At 36.8% G+C, this 20,788-nt stretch carries 15 protein-coding genes and 1 pseudogene; 15 read left to right on the top strand and 1 reads right to left on the bottom strand.

What is annotated here, in order from left to right; genetic code table 11:
* Nucleotides 1–60 precede the first annotated feature (60 nt).
* Both rplQ and carA read left to right on the top strand, forming a co-directional pair.
* Nucleotides 61–468, top strand: a pseudogene (gene rplQ, locus Q0Q99_RS00820) (50S ribosomal protein L17); the annotation flags it as partial.
* Between the two features lie 707 nt (nt 469–1,175).
* On the top strand, nt 1,176–2,303 hold the full coding sequence (carA, locus tag Q0Q99_RS00815; RefSeq protein WP_293889968.1) for a glutamine-hydrolyzing carbamoyl-phosphate synthase small subunit: 1,128 nt from the start codon (nt 1,176–1,178) through the stop codon (nt 2,301–2,303).
* On the opposite strand, the gene Q0Q99_RS00810 is transcribed toward carA, so the two are convergent.
* The gene (locus tag Q0Q99_RS00810; protein ID WP_293889966.1) at nt 2,300–3,373 is read right to left on the bottom strand and encodes a hypothetical protein; all 1,074 of its coding nucleotides are present in this window, start codon (nt 3,371–3,373) and stop codon (nt 2,300–2,302) included. The genes carA and Q0Q99_RS00810 overlap by 4 nt on opposite strands.
* Nucleotides 3,374–3,593: 220 nt before the next feature.
* Here Q0Q99_RS00810 and eno point away from each other — a divergent pair, with 220 nt between their 5' ends.
* From eno to Q0Q99_RS00745, 13 genes are all read left to right on the top strand, one after another.
* The gene (gene eno / locus Q0Q99_RS00805; protein ID WP_293889964.1) at nt 3,594–4,886 is read left to right on the top strand and encodes a phosphopyruvate hydratase; all 1,293 of its coding nucleotides are present in this window, start codon (nt 3,594–3,596) and stop codon (nt 4,884–4,886) included.
* Nucleotides 4,887–5,131: 245 nt separating this feature from the next.
* Nucleotides 5,132–6,661, top strand: a complete 1,530-nt coding sequence (gene guaA, locus Q0Q99_RS00800) for a glutamine-hydrolyzing GMP synthase (protein WP_293889962.1) — start codon at nt 5,132–5,134, stop codon at nt 6,659–6,661.
* 96 nt (nt 6,662–6,757) lie between these two features.
* Nucleotides 6,758–8,818, top strand: coding sequence for a LysM peptidoglycan-binding domain-containing protein (locus Q0Q99_RS00795; protein WP_293889960.1), 2,061 nt, complete (start codon nt 6,758–6,760; stop codon nt 8,816–8,818).
* On the top strand, nt 8,818–9,222 hold the full coding sequence (locus Q0Q99_RS00790; protein ID WP_293889958.1) for an OsmC family protein: 405 nt from the start codon (nt 8,818–8,820) through the stop codon (nt 9,220–9,222). The genes Q0Q99_RS00795 and Q0Q99_RS00790 overlap by 1 nt, the downstream gene beginning before the upstream one ends.
* A 93-nt stretch (nt 9,223–9,315) precedes the next feature.
* Complete coding sequence (locus Q0Q99_RS00785) at nt 9,316–9,549, top strand: DUF3820 family protein (protein WP_293889956.1); 234 nt, start codon at nt 9,316–9,318, stop codon at nt 9,547–9,549.
* A gap of 55 nt (nt 9,550–9,604) precedes the next feature.
* Nucleotides 9,605–11,218 (top strand): CTP synthase, encoded by a 1,614-nt coding sequence (locus tag Q0Q99_RS00780; RefSeq protein WP_293889954.1) that lies wholly within the window; start codon nt 9,605–9,607, stop codon nt 11,216–11,218.
* A gap of 26 nt (nt 11,219–11,244) precedes the next feature.
* Nucleotides 11,245–13,140 (top strand): membrane protein insertase YidC, encoded by a 1,896-nt coding sequence (gene yidC / locus Q0Q99_RS00775; RefSeq protein ID WP_293889952.1) that lies wholly within the window; start codon nt 11,245–11,247, stop codon nt 13,138–13,140.
* A gap of 71 nt (nt 13,141–13,211) precedes the next feature.
* Complete coding sequence (gene proC, locus Q0Q99_RS00770) at nt 13,212–14,012, top strand: pyrroline-5-carboxylate reductase (protein WP_293889950.1); 801 nt, start codon at nt 13,212–13,214, stop codon at nt 14,010–14,012.
* Between the two features lie 63 nt (nt 14,013–14,075).
* A complete protein-coding gene (locus Q0Q99_RS00765; protein ID WP_293889949.1) occupies nt 14,076–14,849 on the top strand; it encodes a hypothetical protein in 774 nt (257 codons plus the stop codon).
* Between the two features lie 102 nt (nt 14,850–14,951).
* Nucleotides 14,952–16,139, top strand: a complete 1,188-nt coding sequence (mnmA, locus tag Q0Q99_RS00760; protein ID WP_293889947.1) for a tRNA 2-thiouridine(34) synthase MnmA — start codon at nt 14,952–14,954, stop codon at nt 16,137–16,139.
* Between the two features lie 26 nt (nt 16,140–16,165).
* Nucleotides 16,166–17,791 carry a S8 family serine peptidase gene (locus Q0Q99_RS00755; RefSeq protein WP_293889945.1) on the top strand — a complete coding sequence of 542 codons (1,626 nt, stop codon included), beginning with the start codon at nt 16,166–16,168 and terminating at the stop codon, nt 17,789–17,791.
* 48 nt (nt 17,792–17,839) lie between these two features.
* Nucleotides 17,840–18,784 (top strand): nitronate monooxygenase, encoded by a 945-nt coding sequence (locus Q0Q99_RS00750; protein ID WP_293889943.1) that lies wholly within the window; start codon nt 17,840–17,842, stop codon nt 18,782–18,784.
* A gap of 384 nt (nt 18,785–19,168) precedes the next feature.
* On the top strand, nt 19,169–20,788 hold a 1,620-nt coding region (locus tag Q0Q99_RS00745), incomplete at its 3' end, for a hypothetical protein (protein WP_293889941.1).

Genomic DNA, 20,788 nt, shown 5'->3' with positions numbered 1-20,788 from the left:
GTCTTCATATTTTGCTCTCCAAAGCGGATTGTAGCAAGATGAAGGCTTAAAAAAAACGTCATGAGACACGGAAAAAAATTCAATCACTTAAGCAGACAGACCGGACATAGAAAAGCTATGTTGGCTAATATGGCTTGTTCTCTTATCGAGCACAAACGTATTAACACTACTGTTGCTAAAGCAAAAGCGTTAAAACAATTCGTTGAACCGCTTATTACAAAATCAAAAGAAGATACAACTCACAATCGTCGTATCTGTTTCGCTTACCTACGTAGCAAATATGCAGTAACTGACTTGTTCAGAGACGTAGCTGCCAAAGTTGGTGATCGTCCGGGTGGTTATACTCGTATCATCAAAATGGGTAACCGTCTTGGAGATAATGCAGATATGGCAATGATTGAATTAGTTGACTTTAACGAACTATACAACGGAGGTAAAAAAGAAGAGAAAAAAGGTAGAACTCGTCGTCCTAAGAAAACGACTGAACCTACTGCAACTCCTAAAGCACCTGCTCCGGTTGTGGAAGAAGTTATTGCGGCACCTGTTATTGAAGAAGCTGCTCCAATTGTAGAGGAAGTTGTTGACTCGAGCGCAAGCGAACAGGCGGAGCAAACTCCCGCTGCAGAGGTTATTGAAACTCCCGCTGTAGAGGAAACTCCAACGGTAGAAGAAACTCCGGTGGCTGAAGTGGAAACTCCTGAAGTAGTTGAAGAAGTTCCTGCAGTTGCAGAAGTAGAAGAGACTCCGGCTGATGAGACACCAGAAGCTCCGGCTACTGAAGACGATTCTAAAGAAGAAGAGGCATAATGGTTGCCAACTCATAAATATAAAAAAGGATAAGCAGTTTTGTTTATCCTTTTTTTTTTGTATAGTCATTGCGAGGAACGAAGCAATCTTATAATTAGGAGCATAAACTTTGAATTTCAATTTGCGTTTTGTCCCGCTATCCGCTGCAATCTTTTTATTGTTTTTTGTCACATCGAGCCCAGTAGAGATGCTTTTCTTAAAAACAATAAAAAGGATTTTCACTACTATCGGGGCTAAAAAAGAAACTATAGGAATGTTTATAAACTATAATAATTCTTTTCTAAAAATTGAACCTAAATAAATAAATTTGCCCACAACAACTAAATTGTCACCCTGAGCGCAGTTGAGGGGCCAAACACAACTACACTATGCAACACACAACAAAATCAAAAGCCATCTTACTATTAGCCGACGGAACCATATTCCACGGTAAATCTATCGGAATTCCAGGGAAAACCTTTGGAGAAGTCTGCTTCAACACGGGCATGACCGGTTACCAGGAAATCTTTACCGATCCTTCTTATTTCGGGCAAATTATGGTAGCCACCAATCCCCATATTGGAAACTACGGCGTTAACGCCAACGAAATAGAAGCAGACCAAATTATGATTTCAGGATTGGTTTGCAAAAATTTCAGCTTTAATCATTCGCGTCCGGATTCTGAAAGCAATCTGTATGACTACTTCCAAAAACAAAACCTAATCTGCATTTCCGATGTTGATACCAGAGCTTTGGTAAGTTATATACGTGATCACGGCGCGCAAAATGCCGTAATTTGCACAGACGGAACTGCGGTATCCGAATTGAAAGTACTCTTGGGGAACGTTCCCGATATGAAAGGATTAGAATTGGCTTCCAAAGTTTCTACAGTAGAACCGTATTTCTTCGGAAACGAAAACGCCAAATATAAAATATCAGCTTTAGATTTAGGAATCAAAAGAAACATCCTGCGAAACTTGGCTAAAAGAGATTGTTATATAAAAGTATTTCCATACAACGCAACATTTGAAGAATTGAAATCTTTCAATCCTGATGGCTATTTCTTGTCAAATGGCCCAGGCGATCCTGAACCGTTAGAGCAAGTAATCGGCACTGCTCAAAAAATAATTACTTCTGACAAACCCGTTTTTGGAATCTGTTTAGGACATCAAATCATTGGTCTAGCTAATGGAGTTTCGACATATAAAATGTTTAACGGGCACAGAGGAATCAATCATCCGGTTATGAATATCTTGACAGGAAAAGGAGAAATCACTTCCCAAAATCACGGGTTTGCGGTCAACAGGGAAGAGCTTGAAAATCACCCCGACTTAGAAATAACTCATTACCACATTAACGATAATACTGTGGCCGGAATGCGAATGAAATCAAAGAATGTTTTTTCTGTTCAATATCATCCGGAAGCAAGTCCTGGTCCGCATGACTCGGCGTATCTCTTTGATGATTTCATTGCTAATGTTACGAAAGCTAAAAGTGTACACAAAAAGGTTGTTTAACTCTTATCGCTCTCGCTAACAATAGTATTGGCATAAATACTGTCGAATTTCGCATTTCTTTTCAGAAACGAACTATTAGTATCTAACCAATTGTTATATAATTTGTCTTTAGTTGCTTGTATATTATTAAATACGGTATAGAACAATTTCTTTTTTGCGTTAAAATTTATAACGGCATTGTTGTATTCGTCAATTGTTTCGGTTGTCTCCGGTGACACTTTATCTTTTAACCTTTTAAGGGAGTTGTACTGATCAGCGTAGTCATTAAACAAGGGACTAAGTTTGGCTTTTTGTTCCGCTATAAAATCAGCATATTGCGCGCTGGCATCATTTAACGATGTATCAGTATAATCGTTGCGATATTCAGCTGTTTTATCCATAGTCTCCAAATTCATAGCATCGAGCATGCGCAAACACTCCGAAAATCCTGCTTTATCTTTTTCCATTACAATTGATACAAGCTTCTCATCCAATACATTCATTTTATAAAATAACAGATTTTGAAAGGCGTTGTAAACGAGGATATTCTTTCTTTTAATGACCTTCAAAGGAAATTTATTCTGTTGTGCAAAGCTTTTTTTGGTTGCTTCATAAATTTCAAGCTCATCGTAGTAGGAACGTAATTCTCTTTCTTTTCGGACAAAATTTTCTGCAATCTCCGCTAATGGTAAACTAGCCTGATATTCATAATCACTCAAAATTAACGTTCCATTTTTCAGGCAATCTATTGTTTTTTGATTCATTTTTATAAAACCATCCCGAAGCGACGTGTTCCCTTCAAACCCTTTATTGTTGGTTTTCAACATGGTATTGACATTTTCCAATTTGGTTATGATTCTTTCAGCGGCATATTGTGTCCGTGTATATAGTTTGGATTCAACAATAGTAACCGAATAATCCATCAGCGATTTTTTGACATATAGTTCATTTTTTGCAAAATCTTCCATATAGGCATTTATGGTTCTATAATCTTGCGAAAAAATGAGTGATGGGAAAAGACCCAGAAATAATAGAACGAAAGTAGATTTATGCGGAAAGAATCTAGCGTGTGAAGACGTATAATTTTTCATAATATTAGTAGGTTAAATATTGGCGTAAAGTTAGGGATGGCAAAGAAAAGCCTTATTACACTATAATTGCATAAACTTATATAATTATCATATGACGTGCAGTTCATCGATTGTTGGGACTAAAACGATTGCGTTTATAAGTTCTGCAAATAATTGCACCTCTGTTTTTTTAATTTCCTAAATTTGTAAACCAATTAAAAAATCTTAAACTAAAATAAAAATGAGCATAATTATTAAAGTTCACGCAAGACAAATTCTTGACTCACGAGGGAATCCAACAATAGAAGTTGATGTAATTACCGAAAATGGTGTTTTAGGAAGAGCAGCGGTTCCTTCCGGAGCTTCGACTGGTGAGCACGAAGCCGTTGAATTGCGTGATGGCGGTAAAGCTTATATGGGCAAAGGAGTTTCAAAAGCTGTAAAAAACGTGAATACTATTATTGCTCCTGAATTAATGGGCGTTTCTGTATTTGAACAAAATCATATCGACCAACTGATGATTGAACTTGACGCAACTCCAAATAAGTCAGAGCTTGGTGCTAATGCTATTTTAGGAGTCTCTCTGGCTGTTGCCAAAGCTGCTGCGAACGAATTGGGCTTGCCATTATACAGATATGTTGGTGGCGTTTCGGCTAATACCTTGCCCGTGCCAATGATGAACATCATTAACGGCGGTTCACATTCTGATGCGCCAATTGCGTTCCAGGAATTTATGATTATGCCCGTTAAAGCAACTTCGTTTACGCATGCAATGCAAATGGGTACTGAGATTTTCCATAACCTGAAAAAAGTTTTGCACGATAGAAATCTTTCTACAGCTGTGGGCGATGAAGGTGGTTTTGCACCAAACTTAGCGGGTGGAACGGAAGATGCTTTGGACACAATTAAAACAGCAGTAGAAAACGCCGGTTATACATTTGGTGACGAAGTTATGATTGCTTTGGATTGTGCTGCTTCTGAATTTTATGTTGATGGAAAATATGATTATACCAAATTTGAAGGAGCAACCGGAAAAATAAGAACCTCAAAAGAGCAAGCAGAATATTTAGCTTCGTTAGCAGCAAATTATCCAATCATTTCTATCGAAGATGGAATGTATGAAGACGATTGGGAAGGATGGAAATACTTAACCGAATTAGTTGGAGATAAAATACAATTAGTTGGAGATGATTTATTCGTAACCAATGTAGACCGCTTGTCCCGCGGAATTAAGGAAGGAATTGCTAATTCAATCTTAGTAAAAGTTAATCAAATCGGAACCTTAACAGAAACAATTGCAGCAGTAAACATGGCACACAACGCTGGATATACTTCCGTAATGTCCCACCGTTCAGGAGAAACCGAAGACAATACTATTGCCGATTTAGCCGTAGCATTAAACTGTGGACAAATCAAAACCGGCTCAGCTTCGCGTTCTGACCGTATGGCAAAATACAATCAGTTATTAAGAATAGAAGAAGAGTTGGGCGATACGGCTTATTTTCCTGGTGTAAGAGCTTTTAAGCAGAAGTAACTCTTTACACTATATTAATTACACCTGACAGGTTTCTGAAACCTGACAGGTGTTTTGTTTTCCCGAAACCTTCAAGCTATGTAGCGACAACTTTCGGGGACACCCGAAACCACAAATCTACATAGCGGCAAGCTTTCGGGAAGACATGGAGGCTCCAAGCTAGGTAGCTTTGGGTTTTCGTGATTTTTGTTTCATTTATTCCAAATTTGAATTTTTATTTTCAAAGTGGAATTGTACTTTTGCACATGCAACACAACGTACTTATTTTAGATTTCGGTTCGCAATACACACAACTTATTGCGAGAAGGGTTCGGGAATTAAATATATTCTGCGAAATCTTTCCTTACAATCATTTTCCAGCTGATTTATCACCTTACAAAGCTGTTATCCTTGGCGGAAGCCCTTATTCTGTTCGCTCTGAAGACGCTTTGCAAATAGATTTATCCGATATCCGTGGCAAATTGCCATTACTTGCGGTTTGTTATGGCGCTCAGTATTTGGCACATTTTTCAGGTGGAGAAGTAGCAGCTTCAAATATCAGGGAATATGGAAGAGCAAATTTATCCTATATCAAAGTAGGGGAAACGTTCTTGGAAAACGTTAATCTAAATTCCCAAGTTTGGATGAGCCACAGTGACACCATCAAACATTTACCAACCAATGCTGTGAAATTAGCCAGTACCAAGGATGTAGAAAACGCAGCCTATAAAATAGAAGGCGAACCAACTTATGCAATTCAGTTTCACCCCGAGGTTTATCATTCTACCGATGGGAAGCAAATCCTTGAGAACTTTTTGGTAAAGATTGCCCAGGTTCCTCAAAACTTTACTCCAAACGCTTTCGTAGAAGACTGCGTAAAAGAATTACAGGAAAAAGTTAAAAATGACAAAGTCGTTCTTGGACTTTCCGGCGGCGTAGATTCAACTGTTGCTGCAGTATTATTGCATAAAGCCATTGGCAAAAACCTCTATTGTATTTTTGTCAATAATGGCTTGCTTCGTAAAAATGAATTCGAAAACGTTTTGCATCAATACAAAGACATGGGACTGAATGTAAAAGGCGTTGATGCTACTGCCAGATTTATGAATGCGTTAGATGGTGTTGAAGAACCGGAAGCCAAGAGAAAAGCCATAGGCAATGCTTTTATCGAAGTCTTCGACGAAGAAGCACATTTAATAGAAAATGTAACCTGGTTGGCTCAGGGAACAATTTATCCGGATGTAATCGAATCGGTTTCGGTAAAAGGACCATCAGCAACCATCAAATCCCATCACAATGTCGGCGGTTTACCTGATTATATGAAACTAAAAATAGTAGAACCTTTGCGCATGTTGTTCAAAGACGAAGTGCGTAGGGTTGGTAAAACATTGGGCATTGACCCGGAACTTTTGGGCAGGCATCCATTCCCCGGACCAGGATTGTCAATTAGGATTTTGGGAGCTATTACACCTGAAAAAGTTAGAATCCTGCAGGAAGTTGATGCCGTTTTTATCAACGGATTAAAAGAACACGGATTATACGATAAAGTTTGGCAAGCCGGTGCGATTTTGCTTCCTGTAAATAGTGTTGGTGTAATGGGAGACGAGCGTACTTATGAGAAGGTAGTTGCGCTTCGTGCTGTAGAATCAACCGACGGAATGACAGCGGATTGGGTTCATTTGCCCTATGAATTTTTGATGAAAATCTCTAACGAGATTATCAATAAAGTAAAGGGTGTGAATAGAGTAGTGTATGATATCAGCTCCAAACCACCAGCAACAATCGAATGGGAATAGTTTTTGTTAACACAAAAAAGTTAATGAAAAAATTCGCATTTTATATTGGGTTTAAAAAGATTTGTTAACTTTAGACGTTAAATAAACAATAAGTAAATGAAAAACCGTATCCTTTTTTCTATATTTCTAACGCTGTTTTCTTTTGTGTTTACAGTTTCTGCAAAGCAGGAAAAATATACTAAACATACTGTCGCTAAAGGTGAAACTATTAATATGATAGCTCAAAAATATAAGGTTACACCCTACGATATTTATAGTTTAAATCCCGATTCCCAAAATGGAATTCAGTTGAACAGCGTTTTATTGATTCCGCCTTCACCTGTAATACATTCTTCCCAAAGTCCAACACAAAGCGATACTCCAAAGAGTCATTTGGTGCAGCCTAAAGAAACATTGTACAGCATTTCCAAACAATATGGCGTCACTGTTGATGCGATAAAGGCAGCCAATGGAGATATGTTGAATAACGGTTTGAAGATAGGACAGAATATTAAAATCCCTTCCGGTAATGGACAAAATACTGTTGCTGTCTCTAAACTTGCTGAATCAGCCAAAGTAGTTGCTCCCGCAGTTACAAAACCTGCTGTTGTGAAAGCAGCACCAAAGGTTGAAATCCCAAAAGGAGAAACCACCTACCATATAATTGAACCAAAAGAAACAAAATACGGGATTTCTAAAAAGTATGGAATGACGATTCCTGAATTAGAACGTTTAAATCCTCAAATTGTCTCTGAATTTCCAATTGGCTTTAAATTGGTAGTTTCGGGCAATGCCGTAAATCAAGCCGTTGTAGAAATTACAAAACCAGCTGTTGATAATACAAAACCTAATGTTGAAACTACAAAGCCTTCCGTCGAAACGACAGCTTCAACTTCAAGCACTAAAAAATATTTAGAAGAATATGTAGTTAAACCAAAAGAAACCATTTTGAGTATTGCCAACGATTATGGAATGTCGGAACAAGAATTGATTTCATTGAATCCGGAACTGAAAAGAGGAATTAAACTAGGAATGATACTCCGTGTGCCCAAAGGCCAACGAAAAGAACCCGTCAAAAAGGAACAGGGAAATTTACTAAAAACTATTAACACTAATGCGAGGAAACAACTCGCATTACTTTTGCCTTTTAATATTTCAAAAATTGAAAGCGACACCATAAATTCGACGCAGGCCCGATTGAAAAAAGATAAGTTTTTGAATCTGACCTTGGACTTCTATTCCGGAGCTTTGATGGCGATTGATTCAGCGAAAGTATTAGGGATGAACGTTGACATCAAAATTTTAGATTCTCAGGAAACAAAAAACTCCTCCAATGTGTCAGCTTTGGTTCGACAAAATAATCTTGAAAGCATGGATGCGATTGTTGGACCGTTCTATCAGTCGAATGTTGAAAAATTAGCTGAACTGGTTGAGCCAACAAAAACTCCGGTTATTTCTCCGTTATCAAAAGAAGATGGGAAAAAGTATTCTAACTTATACCAATCGATGCCATCGACAGAGCTTTTGCGAAGTTCCATTTTTGATTTTATGAAAGCCAGAAATGGCAATATCATAGCCGTTATTGACTATAAGAAAGGCAGTGTGAAACAATACATTCAGGAAATGCAACCCGATGTAAGGATTGCAGGTTTAAGTGCTAAAGGAAGTTTTGTTGCTGATAGTTTAAAAGTCTTGTTCCAAAAAGATAAACTCAATTATGTGGTTTTGGCTTCGGAAAGTACAGGAATGATTTTAGCCACTACATCAGCAATGCTTACCGCTCAAAAAGAGTATCAGGTGCAGTTGGTAATTTTGGAACCAAACGACACCTTTGATTTTGAGGAAATTTCGTTGACACGATTAACCAAATTAAAGCTTTTGTATCCATCGCTTTCCAGACCAAACGAAACGGATGAAGCGAATCAATTTGATGTGAAGTATAAAAAGATCAATAAAATTATACCCAATCAATATGCCATTCGAGGTTTTGATGTAACGTTTGACACCTTGCTTCGATTATCGCAGGACAAAACTTTTGAAGAAACAATTCAGGCTTCTCCATCAGAGCAAATAGAAAACAAGTTTGATTACGTTCAAAATGCAACTTATGGTTATTCCAATAATGGAATTTACATCTTGTATTACGACACCGATTTAACCATAAAAGAAGCATTGTAATGACCACATCAATTATTAGATATTTAGGAGAATTAAGAACTTCGTCCATGCATTTACAATCGGGAACAGAGATTCTGACCGATGCTCCAACTGATAATCACGGTAAGGGTGAAGCGTTTTCACCAACAGATATGGTGGCTAATTCTTTAGGAACCTGTATGATTTCGATTATGGCTATAAAATCGAAAGATCTGGACATTGAATTAAAAGGATCAACAGCCGAAGTTACTAAAATTATGCAGTCCGAACCCAGGAAAATTGCCCGAATAGAAGTGATTTTAAATATGGCTGTAGCGACTTCTGATAAAAACAAAACTATACTTGAACGAAGTGCAATGACCTGCCCTGTTTTTTTAAGTTTACATCCGGATATTGAAAAAGTGATTACTTTTAATTGGAAATAAAATAGGAATATAGATAAAAGAACATAGAATATAGATTTCTTTTTCCAACATAATTATCTTTTCTCTTTCATCTTTTTTCTATTTGTTTTTTAAATGAACCCACAGCAACTACTCCTCATCAAACTCGCTCATACTAAAATGCCGTTCGGCAAATATGAAGGCTATTATTTAATTGATTTGCCTGAGTATTATGTAGTTTGGTATAGCCAAAAAGGTTTCCCAAAAGGACAACTCGGCGAGCAACTTCAACTTGTCTACGAACTTAAATTAAACGGCTTGGAAGAATTGGTTCGGAATATAAAAAAACAATATCCGAAACCAATTTAATTCATTATTTTTGCCTCGTTTTTACAACAACTACAACACAACAACTACAAAAAAAATGAATCAGACAAAATACGTTTTTGTTACCGGTGGTGTGACTTCTTCTTTGGGAAAAGGAATCATCGCAGCATCTCTGGCCAAGTTACTACAGGCGAGAGGCTATCGAACGACCATTCAAAAATTTGATCCTTATATTAATGTTGATCCGGGAACGTTGAATCCTTATGAACACGGAGAATGTTTTGTGACGGATGATGGAGCAGAAACCGATTTGGATTTGGGGCATTATGAACGATTTTTAAATGTTCCTACTTCGCAAGCCAACAATGTTACCACAGGAAGAGTGTATCTTTCGGTAATTGAAAAAGAACGAAGAGGCGAATTTTTGGGCAAAACAGTGCAGGTTGTCCCTCATATAACTAATGAGATTAAGGAACGCATGCAATTGCTTGGAAAGTCAGGTGATTTTGATATTGTGATTACTGAAATCGGAGGTACTGTTGGAGACATTGAATCATTGCCTTATATCGAATCGGTGCGTCAATTGGTTTGGGAATTAGGGGAACACAATAGCATTGTAGTTCATTTAACCTTGATTCCTTATTTGGCAGCAGCCGGAGAATTAAAAACAAAACCAACGCAACATTCTGTTAAAACCTTAATGGAAAGTGGAATTCAGGCGGATATTTTAGTTTGTAGAACCGAACACGAATTATCAGATGAATTGCGTCAAAAAATAGCCTTGTTTTGTAATGTAAAACGCGAAGCGGTTATTCAGTCTATTGATGCTTCAACAATATATGAAGTGCCAAATTTGATGCTTGATGAAGGTTTGGATGTTGTGGCGTTAAAGAAATTAAACTTACCTAAAAAAGCAGCTCCCGATTTAAAAAACTGGAACACTTTTCTGCACCGATTGAAACATCCAAAGCAAACAGTAAATGTTGGTTTGGTTGGAAAATACGTAGAGTTACAGGATTCTTATAAATCTATTTTAGAGTCATTTATACATGCCGGTGCGGCAAATCAAACTAAAGTGAATGTGATTTCTATTCATTCTGAATATTTAGATGCCAAAACTGCAGAAGAACAGCTTCAGGATTTAGACGGGATACTCGTTGCCCCTGGATTTGGAGGTCGTGGAATTGAGGGTAAAATCGATACGGTTCGTTATGCACGGGAAAAAAATATTCCATTTTTCGGTATTTGCCTCGGAATGCAAATGGCAGTTATTGAATATTCGAGAAATGTTTTAGGGTTGAAAAATGCGAATTCCACCGAAATGGATGAGAAAACCAAGAATCCGGTGATTTCTATTATGGAAGAACAAAAAAATATTACTGATAAGGGAGGAACTATGCGTTTAGGTGCTTGGAAATGTGATATTGTAGCAGGAACTCTAGCTCACAAAATATATGGAGCTACTCAAATTCAGGAGCGCCACCGTCATCGTTATGAATTCAATAATGAGTATAGAAAACAATTAGAAAAAGCAGGATTAGTTTGCTCTGGGATAAATCCGGAAACAGGTTTGGTAGAGATTATTGAATTAGAAAACCATCCTTTTTTTATAGGCGTACAATACCATCCGGAATATAAGAGTACCGTTGCAAATCCGCACCCAATTTTTGTTAGCTTTGTGGCCGCAATGGTAAAACATAAAAATAAATAAGGAACTGAAATAAGTTCAGCAGTACTATGGAAGAAAAGAAATTTGATTTTAATACAATTATCGGTTTTGGTTTGATATTCGTTATCATCATTTGGATGATGTATAACAATAGCAATAATGAAGCGAAAGAGCAACAGGAAAAAGCCAAAACAGAGAAAGCAGCAAAGACATCTGTATCTGCAATTCCAAAAGAAACTACTACAACCGTAACAGATACTGCCGTTGCTGATTCAGTTAAAATTCAAAAACTTCAAGGCACACTAGGAAGCTTCGCTTACTCAGCAACTTTACCTTCTGCAAAAGAGAACTTTACCACTTTAGAAAACGAATTTGTACGCTTAAAAATAGCTAACAAAGGAGGATATGTTGTTGAAGCGATTTTAAAAAAATATGAAAAGTTTAAGAAGAATTCAGGGCAATTAGTAGAGTTGATTAAAGATAATAATGCCAGTTTTAATCTTCAGTTACAGACAAAAGATAATAGAGTTTTAAATACGAAAGACTTATTTTTTGAGCCGACTTTGACCAAAGTAGGAGCGAACCAAATTCTTTCGATGAAGTTAAAAGCAGGAGCAAATGAGTATTTGGAATACAAATATGTTTTGGCACCAGATAAATATTTAGTTGATTTTGATATTCGTTCACAAGGACTGAATACTGTTTTAAATACTTCTAAACCGATTGATTTAGAATGGGATTTGAAAACGTTTCGCAATGAGAAAAGTATCGCTTATGAGAATCGTTTTGCGGATATTCGTTATGAATATGAAGACGGAAAAAACAATAATGTTGGTTTGGGAAAAGATGCTGAAGAAACACCGGAAAAGGTTTCTTATATAGCTTACAAGCAACATTTTTTCTCAACAATTCTTTTGACAAAAATGCCATTTGCGACTTCAAAATTGCATTCGAATAATTTAATCAAAGACGAAAAAGTTGATACCACTTTTACCAAACAATTCAAAACTAATGTTCCGTTAGCCTTCAATAATAATGAGTTAGATTATAAAATGAGTTGGTATTTTGGCCCAACAGATTATAAAACTTTAAAGAATTACAACAGAAATCTTGAGAAGATTGTTCCGTTAGGATGGGGAATTTTTGGTTGGATAAATAAGTTTATTTTCATTCCGTTATTCGGCTTTTTAAGCTCGTTCATGGGATTAGGAATTGCAATTATTGTCTTCACTATTTTGATCAAAATTGCAATGTCGCCAATTACTTTTAAATCATTTTTGTCGCAGGCGAAAATGAAAGTGTTACGTCCCGAAATTATGGAAATTGGAGAAAAATTCAAAAAAGATCCAATGAAAAAACAACAGGAAACTATGAAGCTTTACAATAAAGCGGGAGTGAATCCAATGGCCGGCTGTATTCCGGCTTTGATACAAATTCCGTTTATGTATGCATCGTTTCAGTTTTTCCCGTCAGCATTTGAGTTGAGACAAAAAGGATTCCTTTGGGCAGACGATTTATCATCCTTTGACCAAATAGTAAAATTACCTTTCAACATTCCATTATATGGTGACCATATTAGTTTGTTCCCAATTTTGGCAGCAATCGCGATTTTCTTTTACATGAAAATGACTTCTGGTGACCAGGCGATGGCCCAACCACAGCAAGATGGTATGCCTGATATGGCGAAGATGATGAAAATCATGATTTATGTTTCCCCGGTAATGATGTTGATTTTCTTCAATAGTTACGGTTCTGGATTGAGTTTGTATAACTTTATTTCCAACTTAATTACGATTGGAATTATGTTGGTCATTAAAAGATACTTCATCAATAGCGATAAGATTCATACTCAAATCCAGGAGAACAAAACTAAAGTAAAATCCGAAAGTAAGTTCCAAAAGAAGATGAGGGAAATGATGGAACAAGCTGAAGCTCAAAAGCAATTGCAAAATAAAAAGAAATAATTCTCAGTAATACATTTTCAAAACTCTGTTTAAAAACATATCTTTAAACAGAGTTTTTAATTTTAAACGTAATGAAAGTACTAATAATTGGTCACGGAAATATGGGTAAAACGTATGCTAATAGTTTTATCAGTTCCCGATTCATCAAACCGGAAGATATTTTTGTTTTGGTCAGAAATAGTGATTTTTCCAAAATCGAAAGTGCTATTCCGAAAGCCAATTTTTCAACTTCGGTTTCTGAAAAAATAGGCGATTTTGACATTGTTATTCTAGCCGTGAAGCCACAGGATTTTACTGTTTTGGCAGTATCAATTAAGCCTTACTTAAAAGACAGTCAGATTATTTTTTCGGTTATGGCCGGAATTACAATAGCTAAATTAGAAACTCAACTTTCTTGTTCAAAAATAGTGCGGTCCATGCCAAATATTCCCACTCAAATCGGAATGGGAATGACTGTTTTTACGGCTTCTGCCAATGTAGACAGAAAGGAATTGTTCATCATTCAAAACCTCATAAACACTACCGGAAAGTCAGTTTATGCAGAAAATGAAAAACTCATTGATGCCGCCACCGCAATTTCCGGAAGCGGACCAGCTTATGTGTTTTATTTTATGCAATCCATGATAAAAGCGGCAGTCGATTTAGGATTTAATGAATCGGAAGCGGAGTTGTTAGTAAATCAAACTTTTATGGGTTCAGTAGCAATCCAAAATAGTTATTCTTTATCCAATGAAGAATGGATTGCTAAAGTGGCATCAAAAGGAGGAACAACTGAAAGTGCTCTGCGTATTTTTGAAAAAGGAATATTGGAAAAAACCATTATTGAAGCGGTAAAAGCTGCCAATGACAGAGCGATGGAATTGGGGTCGTAAATTTTTGGAACTGTTTTTGAATACTAAAAACCTCATTTTATCGTTATACTAAAAATCTGCATCATGAAATATATTATTGCATTACTTTTTTTAACATCGATTGGTTTCGCCCAGGACATCAATAAATTGGATGAAGGCGGCAAAAAGAATGGCTTGTGGAAAGGTGTATATGAGGAATCAAAACGACCTCGGTATGAAGGAACTTTTGAGCACGGAAAAGAAACCGGAATTTTCAAATTCTTTGATGATACCAAAGCAGGAACCGTAATAGCTACAAGGGAATTTAATGCCAAAGACAATTCGTGCTACACTATTTTTTACAATCAAAATAAGAATAAAGTAAGCGAAGGAAAAGTTGTCAATAAACAATTTGATGGAGAATGGAAATATTACCACGAAGATTTGCCAACAATTATGACGCTTGAAAAGTATGTAAATGGAAAACTGAATGGTGTGAGAAAAGTATTTTATAAAAGCGGTGAAGTAGCTGAAGCGACAACTTATAAAGACGGAATCAAAAACGGAGCTTATAAAAGTTATGCCGAAAATGGCATCGTACTTGAGGAATCTATTTATAAAAATGGACAATACGATGGATTGGCGATTTTTAGAAATGTAGATAATCAAGTCGCCGCCCAAGGACTTTTTAAAAACGGAAAGAAAGTAGGTATGTGGAAAATGCTTGTAAAAGGAAAATTGAAAGATGTCAATATGAACTACGAAAATAAAAACTTCAAAAAACCAAAAATGCCGAGTCAGTCAGATGTTAAGGTTGAAGTTAAAGATGCGGAAAAGCCGAATCCCGACTTGGAAAAAGAACTGAAAAGCAAAATGTGAAGCTAAATAAGTTTTGCCAACGGTTGAATTGTTTTAACTGATATTATTGTATACCATTTTACAGAATTTGCGGTAACTTTGCCGCAAATTTTTTGTTTTAAAATGAAAAGAGTAGTTGTTGGACTTTCCGGTGGGGTTGATTCGAGTGTTGCTGCTTATCTTTTAAAAGAGCAAGGCTATGAAGTCATTGGTCTTTTTATGAAAAATTGGCATGATGATTCGGTAACCATTTCTAATGAATGTCCGTGGCTTGAAGACAGCAACGACGCACTTTTGGTTGCTGAAAAACTTGGAATTCCTTTCCAAACAGTTGATTTAAGCGAACAATACAAAGAAAAAATCGTGGACTATATGTTCAAGGAATACGAACAAGGACGAACTCCTAATCCCGATGTATTGTGCAATCGCGAAATTAAGTTTGATGTTTTTATGAAAATTGCTTTAAGCCTTGGTGCGGATTATGTTGCCACGGGACATTATTGCCGAAAAGGAGAAATTAAAGTCGATGGAAAACCTGTTTATCAATTATTAGCAGGAAAAGATGGGAACAAAGACCAGTCTTATTTTCTTTGTCAATTATCGCAGGAACAATTAGCAAAATCTTTATTTCCAATTGGAGAATTAACCAAACCAGAGGTTCGGGATATAGCGGCAAAATTAGATTTGGTTACAGCAGAAAAAAAAGATTCACAAGGATTATGCTTTATTGGAAAAGTTCGTTTGCCTGATTTTTTGCAGCAACAATTACAACCCAAAGAAGGTTTGATTTATGAAATTGACGTTGATAATTCTAAATATAACCAAGAACAACCGGATTTTAATTCTTTGGAAGAAAAACTAATTTTTGAATCCACTTCGATATCCTATTCACCGGAAAATGGAAAAGTAGTAGGCAAACATCAGGGCGCACATTACTTCACTATTGGACAACGCAAAGGATTGAATGTTGGTGGAACAAAAGAAGCGCTTTTCATTATTGCTACTGATGTAAAATCAAATGCAATTTATACCGGTCAAGGTGCGAATCATCCTGGTTTATTCAAAAAAACATTAAAAGTTCAACCTTCAGAAATTCATTGGATACGAAAGGATTTAGCATTAAAAAACGGGGAAACGATGCAGGTCATGGCCCGTATTCGTTACCGTCAGGCTTTGCAAAAAGCAACTTTATATCAATTTAAAAGTGGTTTGTACGTTTCTTTTGACGAACCACAATCAGCTATTACCGAAGGTCAGTTTGTTGCCTGGAATATTGATGATGAATTAGTTGGTTCAGGAGTAATTTCATAAATTAGCGCTTCCAATGAGTCACAGCTATGAAAAAACTATTGTTCCTTGCCTTTTTTCTTTTAAGTTTTCATGGATATTCTCAGGAAGATGCCTGGGTTTATTTTACAGACAAACCCAATGCACAATTCTATTTTGACAATCCGTTGGAAATGCTTTCACAGCGTGCTTTAAACAGAAGAACCAATCAGGGAATTGCTTTGGATATAAAAGATGTGCCTATTTATCAACCATATGTTGACGAGATTATCGCTGCTTCAGGAATAGAAGTAAAAGCTAAATCAAAATGGTTTAACGCAGTGCATGTTCGGGGCGACATTATAAATATTCAAAACTTAGCATCTTTATCTTTTGTGGATCATATTTATTTTGCGGATAGAAGTCTGAATACTTCGGCTAAAATGAAAAATAAGTCCAAAACGGCCGTTGCCAATAAAATAAATAAGGTTTTGGAAACTACTATTTTATTTCCTTACGGTAATTCTGCCAATCAAATTCAAATGCTGAACGCACATTTGCTGCACCAGCTGGATTATACAGGAACAGGTAAAATAATTGCGGTGATGGATGCAGGATTTCCGAATGTAGATGTTGTTCCGCCATTTCAAAGATTACGGGATAACAATCAAATTCTCGGAGGTTATAATTTTGTAGATAGAAACAATAATTTTTACACAGGAAACTCACATGGAACTTTGGTACTTTCTACCATGGGCGGCTATGTTGAAAATCAATTGGTGGGAACAGCACCAGATGCGCAATACTACTTGTTTATCACAGAAGATGTAGCTTCTGAAAATCCGGTTGAAGAAAGCAATTGGGTGGAAGCTGCTGAGGTTGCAGACAGTTTGGGTGTCGATGTGATTACAACTTCCTTAGGTTACTTTGACTATGACAATCCTAATTATAGCTATACCTATGAAGACATTAATGGAATAACTTCTTATATATCTAAAGGGGCAGACATTGCTTTTAGCCGGGGAATGATTTGCATAGCCAGTGCAGGAAATTCGGGTAATAGTGCAGATCCTCATATTGGTGTTCCTGCCGATGCGATACATGTTTTGGCGGTTGGTGCTGTAAAACCAGATGAAACCTATGCTACTTTTAGTTCAATTGGACCTACATTTGACGGAAGAGTCAAACCGGATGTAATGGCACAAGGACAAAGTTCTGTAGTTTCTAATACTTCGGGAAATATTGTAACTGCAAGCGGAACTTCGTTTTCCGGGCCAATCATGGCTGGGGCAGTTACTAGTTTTTGGCAGGCAATTCCATGGGCAACTAACCAACAAGTTGTAGATTTTGTTAAGCAATCTGCCGATAGATTTGCTAATCCAACGGATCAATATGGCTATGGAATTCCGGATTTTCAATCAGCATTAAATAGTGCCCAGCTTTCTGTAAACCAAAATTCAGTGGGGAGATTTTTAGTATATCCAAATCCGGTTTCTGATGAACTTTTTATTTCATTTCCGCCTTTTTTTAGTGAAGCAAAAATTAGGTTTTACAATACTTTAGGTCAGATTATTTTTGAAAAGGCGATTCAAAATTCGGACACATCATTTTCAATGGAAAACATCAATTCCGGAATTTATTTCTATAAAATAAAAAGCAATTCATTTGTGCAAACTGGAAAAATCATTAAAAATTAATATTGAGACAAGCGACGTTAACTGACGCAGTAAATTAATTCAGCATAAATGAATAAAATCACGCACCTTTTCAATATAAAATACCCAATTATTCAAGGCGGAATGATTTGGAATAGCGGTTACAAATTAGCCAGTGCCGTGAGTAATTCGGGAGGGTTAGGATTGATAGGTGCGGGTTCAATGTATCCTGATGTTTTGCGTGAACATATCCAAAAATGTAAAAAAGCGACGGATAAACCATTTGGAGTTAACGTTCCGATGTTGTACCCTAATATTGAAGAAATCATTCAGATTATTATTGAAGAGGAAGTGAAGATTGTTTTCACATCAGCAGGGAACCCAAAAACCTGGACCAGTTATTTAAAAGAAAAAGGAATTATAGTTGTTCATGTTGTAAGTAGTTCAAAGTTTGCCATGAAAGCGCAAGAGGCCGGAGTTAACGCGGTCGTAGCCGAAGGGTTCGAAGCCGGCGGACACAATGGTAGAGAGGAAACTACTACGTTTACTTTAATCCCGATGGTAAAAGAACAAATTAATATTCCGTTGATAGCTGCGGGGGGAATTGCTTCAGGAAGAGGAATGCTGGCAGCAATGGTTCTCGGTGCCGATGGAGTGCAAATGGGTTCTCGATTTGCAGCTTCTTTTGAAAGTTCTTCTCATGATAATTTTAAAAAAACCATCACTGAGATTAAGGAAGGTGATACCCAATTAACGTTAAAGGAACTAGCTCCCGTACGATTGATAAAAAACAAATTTTACGATGATATCCAAAATTTGTATTTAAAGTCTCCAACAGCCGAAGAGTTAAAAGCATTATTGGGTCGGGCCAGAGCCAAAAAGGGAATGTTTGAAGGAGATTTAGAAGACGGAGAGTTAGAAATAGGCCAAATAGCGGGATTAATTCATGAAATAAAATCTGTAGAATCTATTATTGATGACATAATCCAGGAATTTCGAATAGTCTCAAAGGGCATCGAGAATATTACTTTTTAATTCATATTAGTTTTGCAACTAATTGTTAATAGGTTTCGATTGTTAGTAAACTTATTAACAAATTTTTTATTTCTAAATGAAAATTAAATTCTTAATAACCTTAAAATTCGATTTTAATATTTCATAAAATATTAGATTTCAATATTATAAATCAATTTTTACGAATCGATTTATCGGCAATTGTGTTGATAATTTTGTTTATAACATTTTAATAAGTCAAATTCCATTATTATTATTATGAGTAATATAGTGGAAGTATTTTTTTGCTCGGAGTATGCTGTCGAATATCAAATTAAATCATTTTTACCAATAAGATGTGAAAATTGAAGGATATGTAAAGAGTGTACCAGAATTAGCAAAGAATTGTCAAAAATTGAATTGCTTATGAGAATCACTACTCTTGTTAAAAATTATCACTTCTATATTGTTTTATTAGTATCTCTTTTTGGGTGTAATGATTTTGTATATTCTCAATGTCCAACAGTAACAAATGCAACCCAAACTTTCTGTGATACGCAATCACCTACAGTTGCTAGTCTTGTTGCAACGGATAATGGTGGGGGTATAAAATGGTATGCTAATGCAACTGGTGGACCGGCTTTATCAAATGCTACAGGTTTAACAAATGGTGAGGATTATTTTGCAGATGCAGCAACCGGACCTTGTGCAACAAGACAAAGTGTTGTAGTTACAATATATTCTGCACCAACAGGAGCAAATTTTCAAGGCGTTTGTGTTACTAACGCCAACCAGGCAACTCCATCCAATCCACAATTCGTGATATCGGGTAACGGTTTAAGATGGTATACGGTGCCAAGTGGTGGAACTGCTCTATTGCCTAACGCGGTTTTGACAGATAATACCATTTATTATATTAGCCAAACTAATCCCTCCACAGGATGTGAAACTTCGAGACTTCAACTGTTTGTAAATGTTGGAATTGTTCCGGTTCCTACCGGACCGGCAATTCAGGAGTTTTGTAATGACAATCCTCCAACGATAAATGACTTAGTGGCCTCAGGTAATAATAATTGGTATTCGACATCTACTTTTGGAATTCCTTTGGATCCATCGACTCCACTTGTAAATGGGCAACATTACTATGCGACTACAGTTGATCCACCATGTGAAAGTAGTAATAGGCTTGATGTTTTAGTTAATATTTATGAGCCAAATGATGCAGGTAATGATGGTAATAGAGGAATATGTATAGACCAGGTTTCTTCCACTGCTCCATTCGATTTATTTAATTTATTAGGTGGAACACCAGATAATACAGGAGTTTGGACAGGTCCCATTGCTACAACTAATGGTTCTCAAGGTACACTTAACATCTCAACCATGACTTTGGCAGGAAGTCCTTATGTATTTACGTATACAGTTTCTTCAGCTATATGTGCAACGGATACAGCAACTGTAACTATAACAATAAACCCAAAACCAACGGTAACAGTAAGCAGTGCGCCTGTTTGTGCCGGCACACCGGCAACAGTAACTGCAACACCAACACCCGCAGGAACATACTCTTATGCATGGACAGTTGCATCGGGAGCAACGAATCCTGGAAATGTGGCTACATTCACAACGACTACGGCGGGAGTTTATAGTGTTATCATTACCAATACCACTACAAGTTGTCCAAGCCAACCGGGACAAACCACAGTGGTTATCAATCCAACACCAACGGTAACAGTAAGCAGCGCCCCGGTTTGTGCCGGCACACCAGCTACAGTAACTGCTACACCAACACCCGCAGGAACATACTCATATGCATGGACAGTCCCATCGGGAGCAACGAATCCCGGAAATGTAGCTACATTCACAACAACTACGGCAGGAGTTTATAGTGTTATCATTACCAATACTACTACAAACTGTCCAAGCCAACCGGGACAAACCACAGTGGTTATCAATCCAACACCAACGGTAACAGTAGCCAGTGCGCCTGTTTGTGCAGGCACACCAGCAACAGTAACTGCTACACCAACACCTGCAGGAACATAC

The sequence above is a fragment of the Flavobacterium sp. genome (genome assembly GCF_025352425.1).
Taxonomy (GTDB): domain Bacteria; phylum Bacteroidota; class Bacteroidia; order Flavobacteriales; family Flavobacteriaceae; genus Flavobacterium.
The sequence above is the reverse complement of the archived record's forward strand: the minus strand, read 5'-3'. Positions and strand labels throughout refer to the sequence as shown.

Coding starts and splice junctions, on each gene's coding strand:
- carA (WP_293889968.1), top strand. CDS start 1,176: ATGCAACACACAACAAAATCAAAAGCCATCTTACTATTAGCCGACGGA.
- Q0Q99_RS00810 (WP_293889966.1), bottom strand. CDS start 3,373: ATGAAAAATTATACGTCTTCACACGCTAGATTCTTTCCGCATAAATCT.
- eno (WP_293889964.1), top strand. CDS start 3,594: ATGAGCATAATTATTAAAGTTCACGCAAGACAAATTCTTGACTCACGA.
- guaA (WP_293889962.1), top strand. CDS start 5,132: ATGCAACACAACGTACTTATTTTAGATTTCGGTTCGCAATACACACAA.
- Q0Q99_RS00795 (WP_293889960.1), top strand. CDS start 6,758: ATGAAAAACCGTATCCTTTTTTCTATATTTCTAACGCTGTTTTCTTTT.
- Q0Q99_RS00790 (WP_293889958.1), top strand. CDS start 8,818: ATGACCACATCAATTATTAGATATTTAGGAGAATTAAGAACTTCGTCC.
- Q0Q99_RS00785 (WP_293889956.1), top strand. CDS start 9,316: ATGAACCCACAGCAACTACTCCTCATCAAACTCGCTCATACTAAAATG.
- Q0Q99_RS00780 (WP_293889954.1), top strand. CDS start 9,605: ATGAATCAGACAAAATACGTTTTTGTTACCGGTGGTGTGACTTCTTCT.
- yidC (WP_293889952.1), top strand. CDS start 11,245: ATGGAAGAAAAGAAATTTGATTTTAATACAATTATCGGTTTTGGTTTG.
- proC (WP_293889950.1), top strand. CDS start 13,212: ATGAAAGTACTAATAATTGGTCACGGAAATATGGGTAAAACGTATGCT.
- Q0Q99_RS00765 (WP_293889949.1), top strand. CDS start 14,076: ATGAAATATATTATTGCATTACTTTTTTTAACATCGATTGGTTTCGCC.
- mnmA (WP_293889947.1), top strand. CDS start 14,952: ATGAAAAGAGTAGTTGTTGGACTTTCCGGTGGGGTTGATTCGAGTGTT.
- Q0Q99_RS00755 (WP_293889945.1), top strand. CDS start 16,166: ATGAAAAAACTATTGTTCCTTGCCTTTTTTCTTTTAAGTTTTCATGGA.
- Q0Q99_RS00750 (WP_293889943.1), top strand. CDS start 17,840: ATGAATAAAATCACGCACCTTTTCAATATAAAATACCCAATTATTCAA.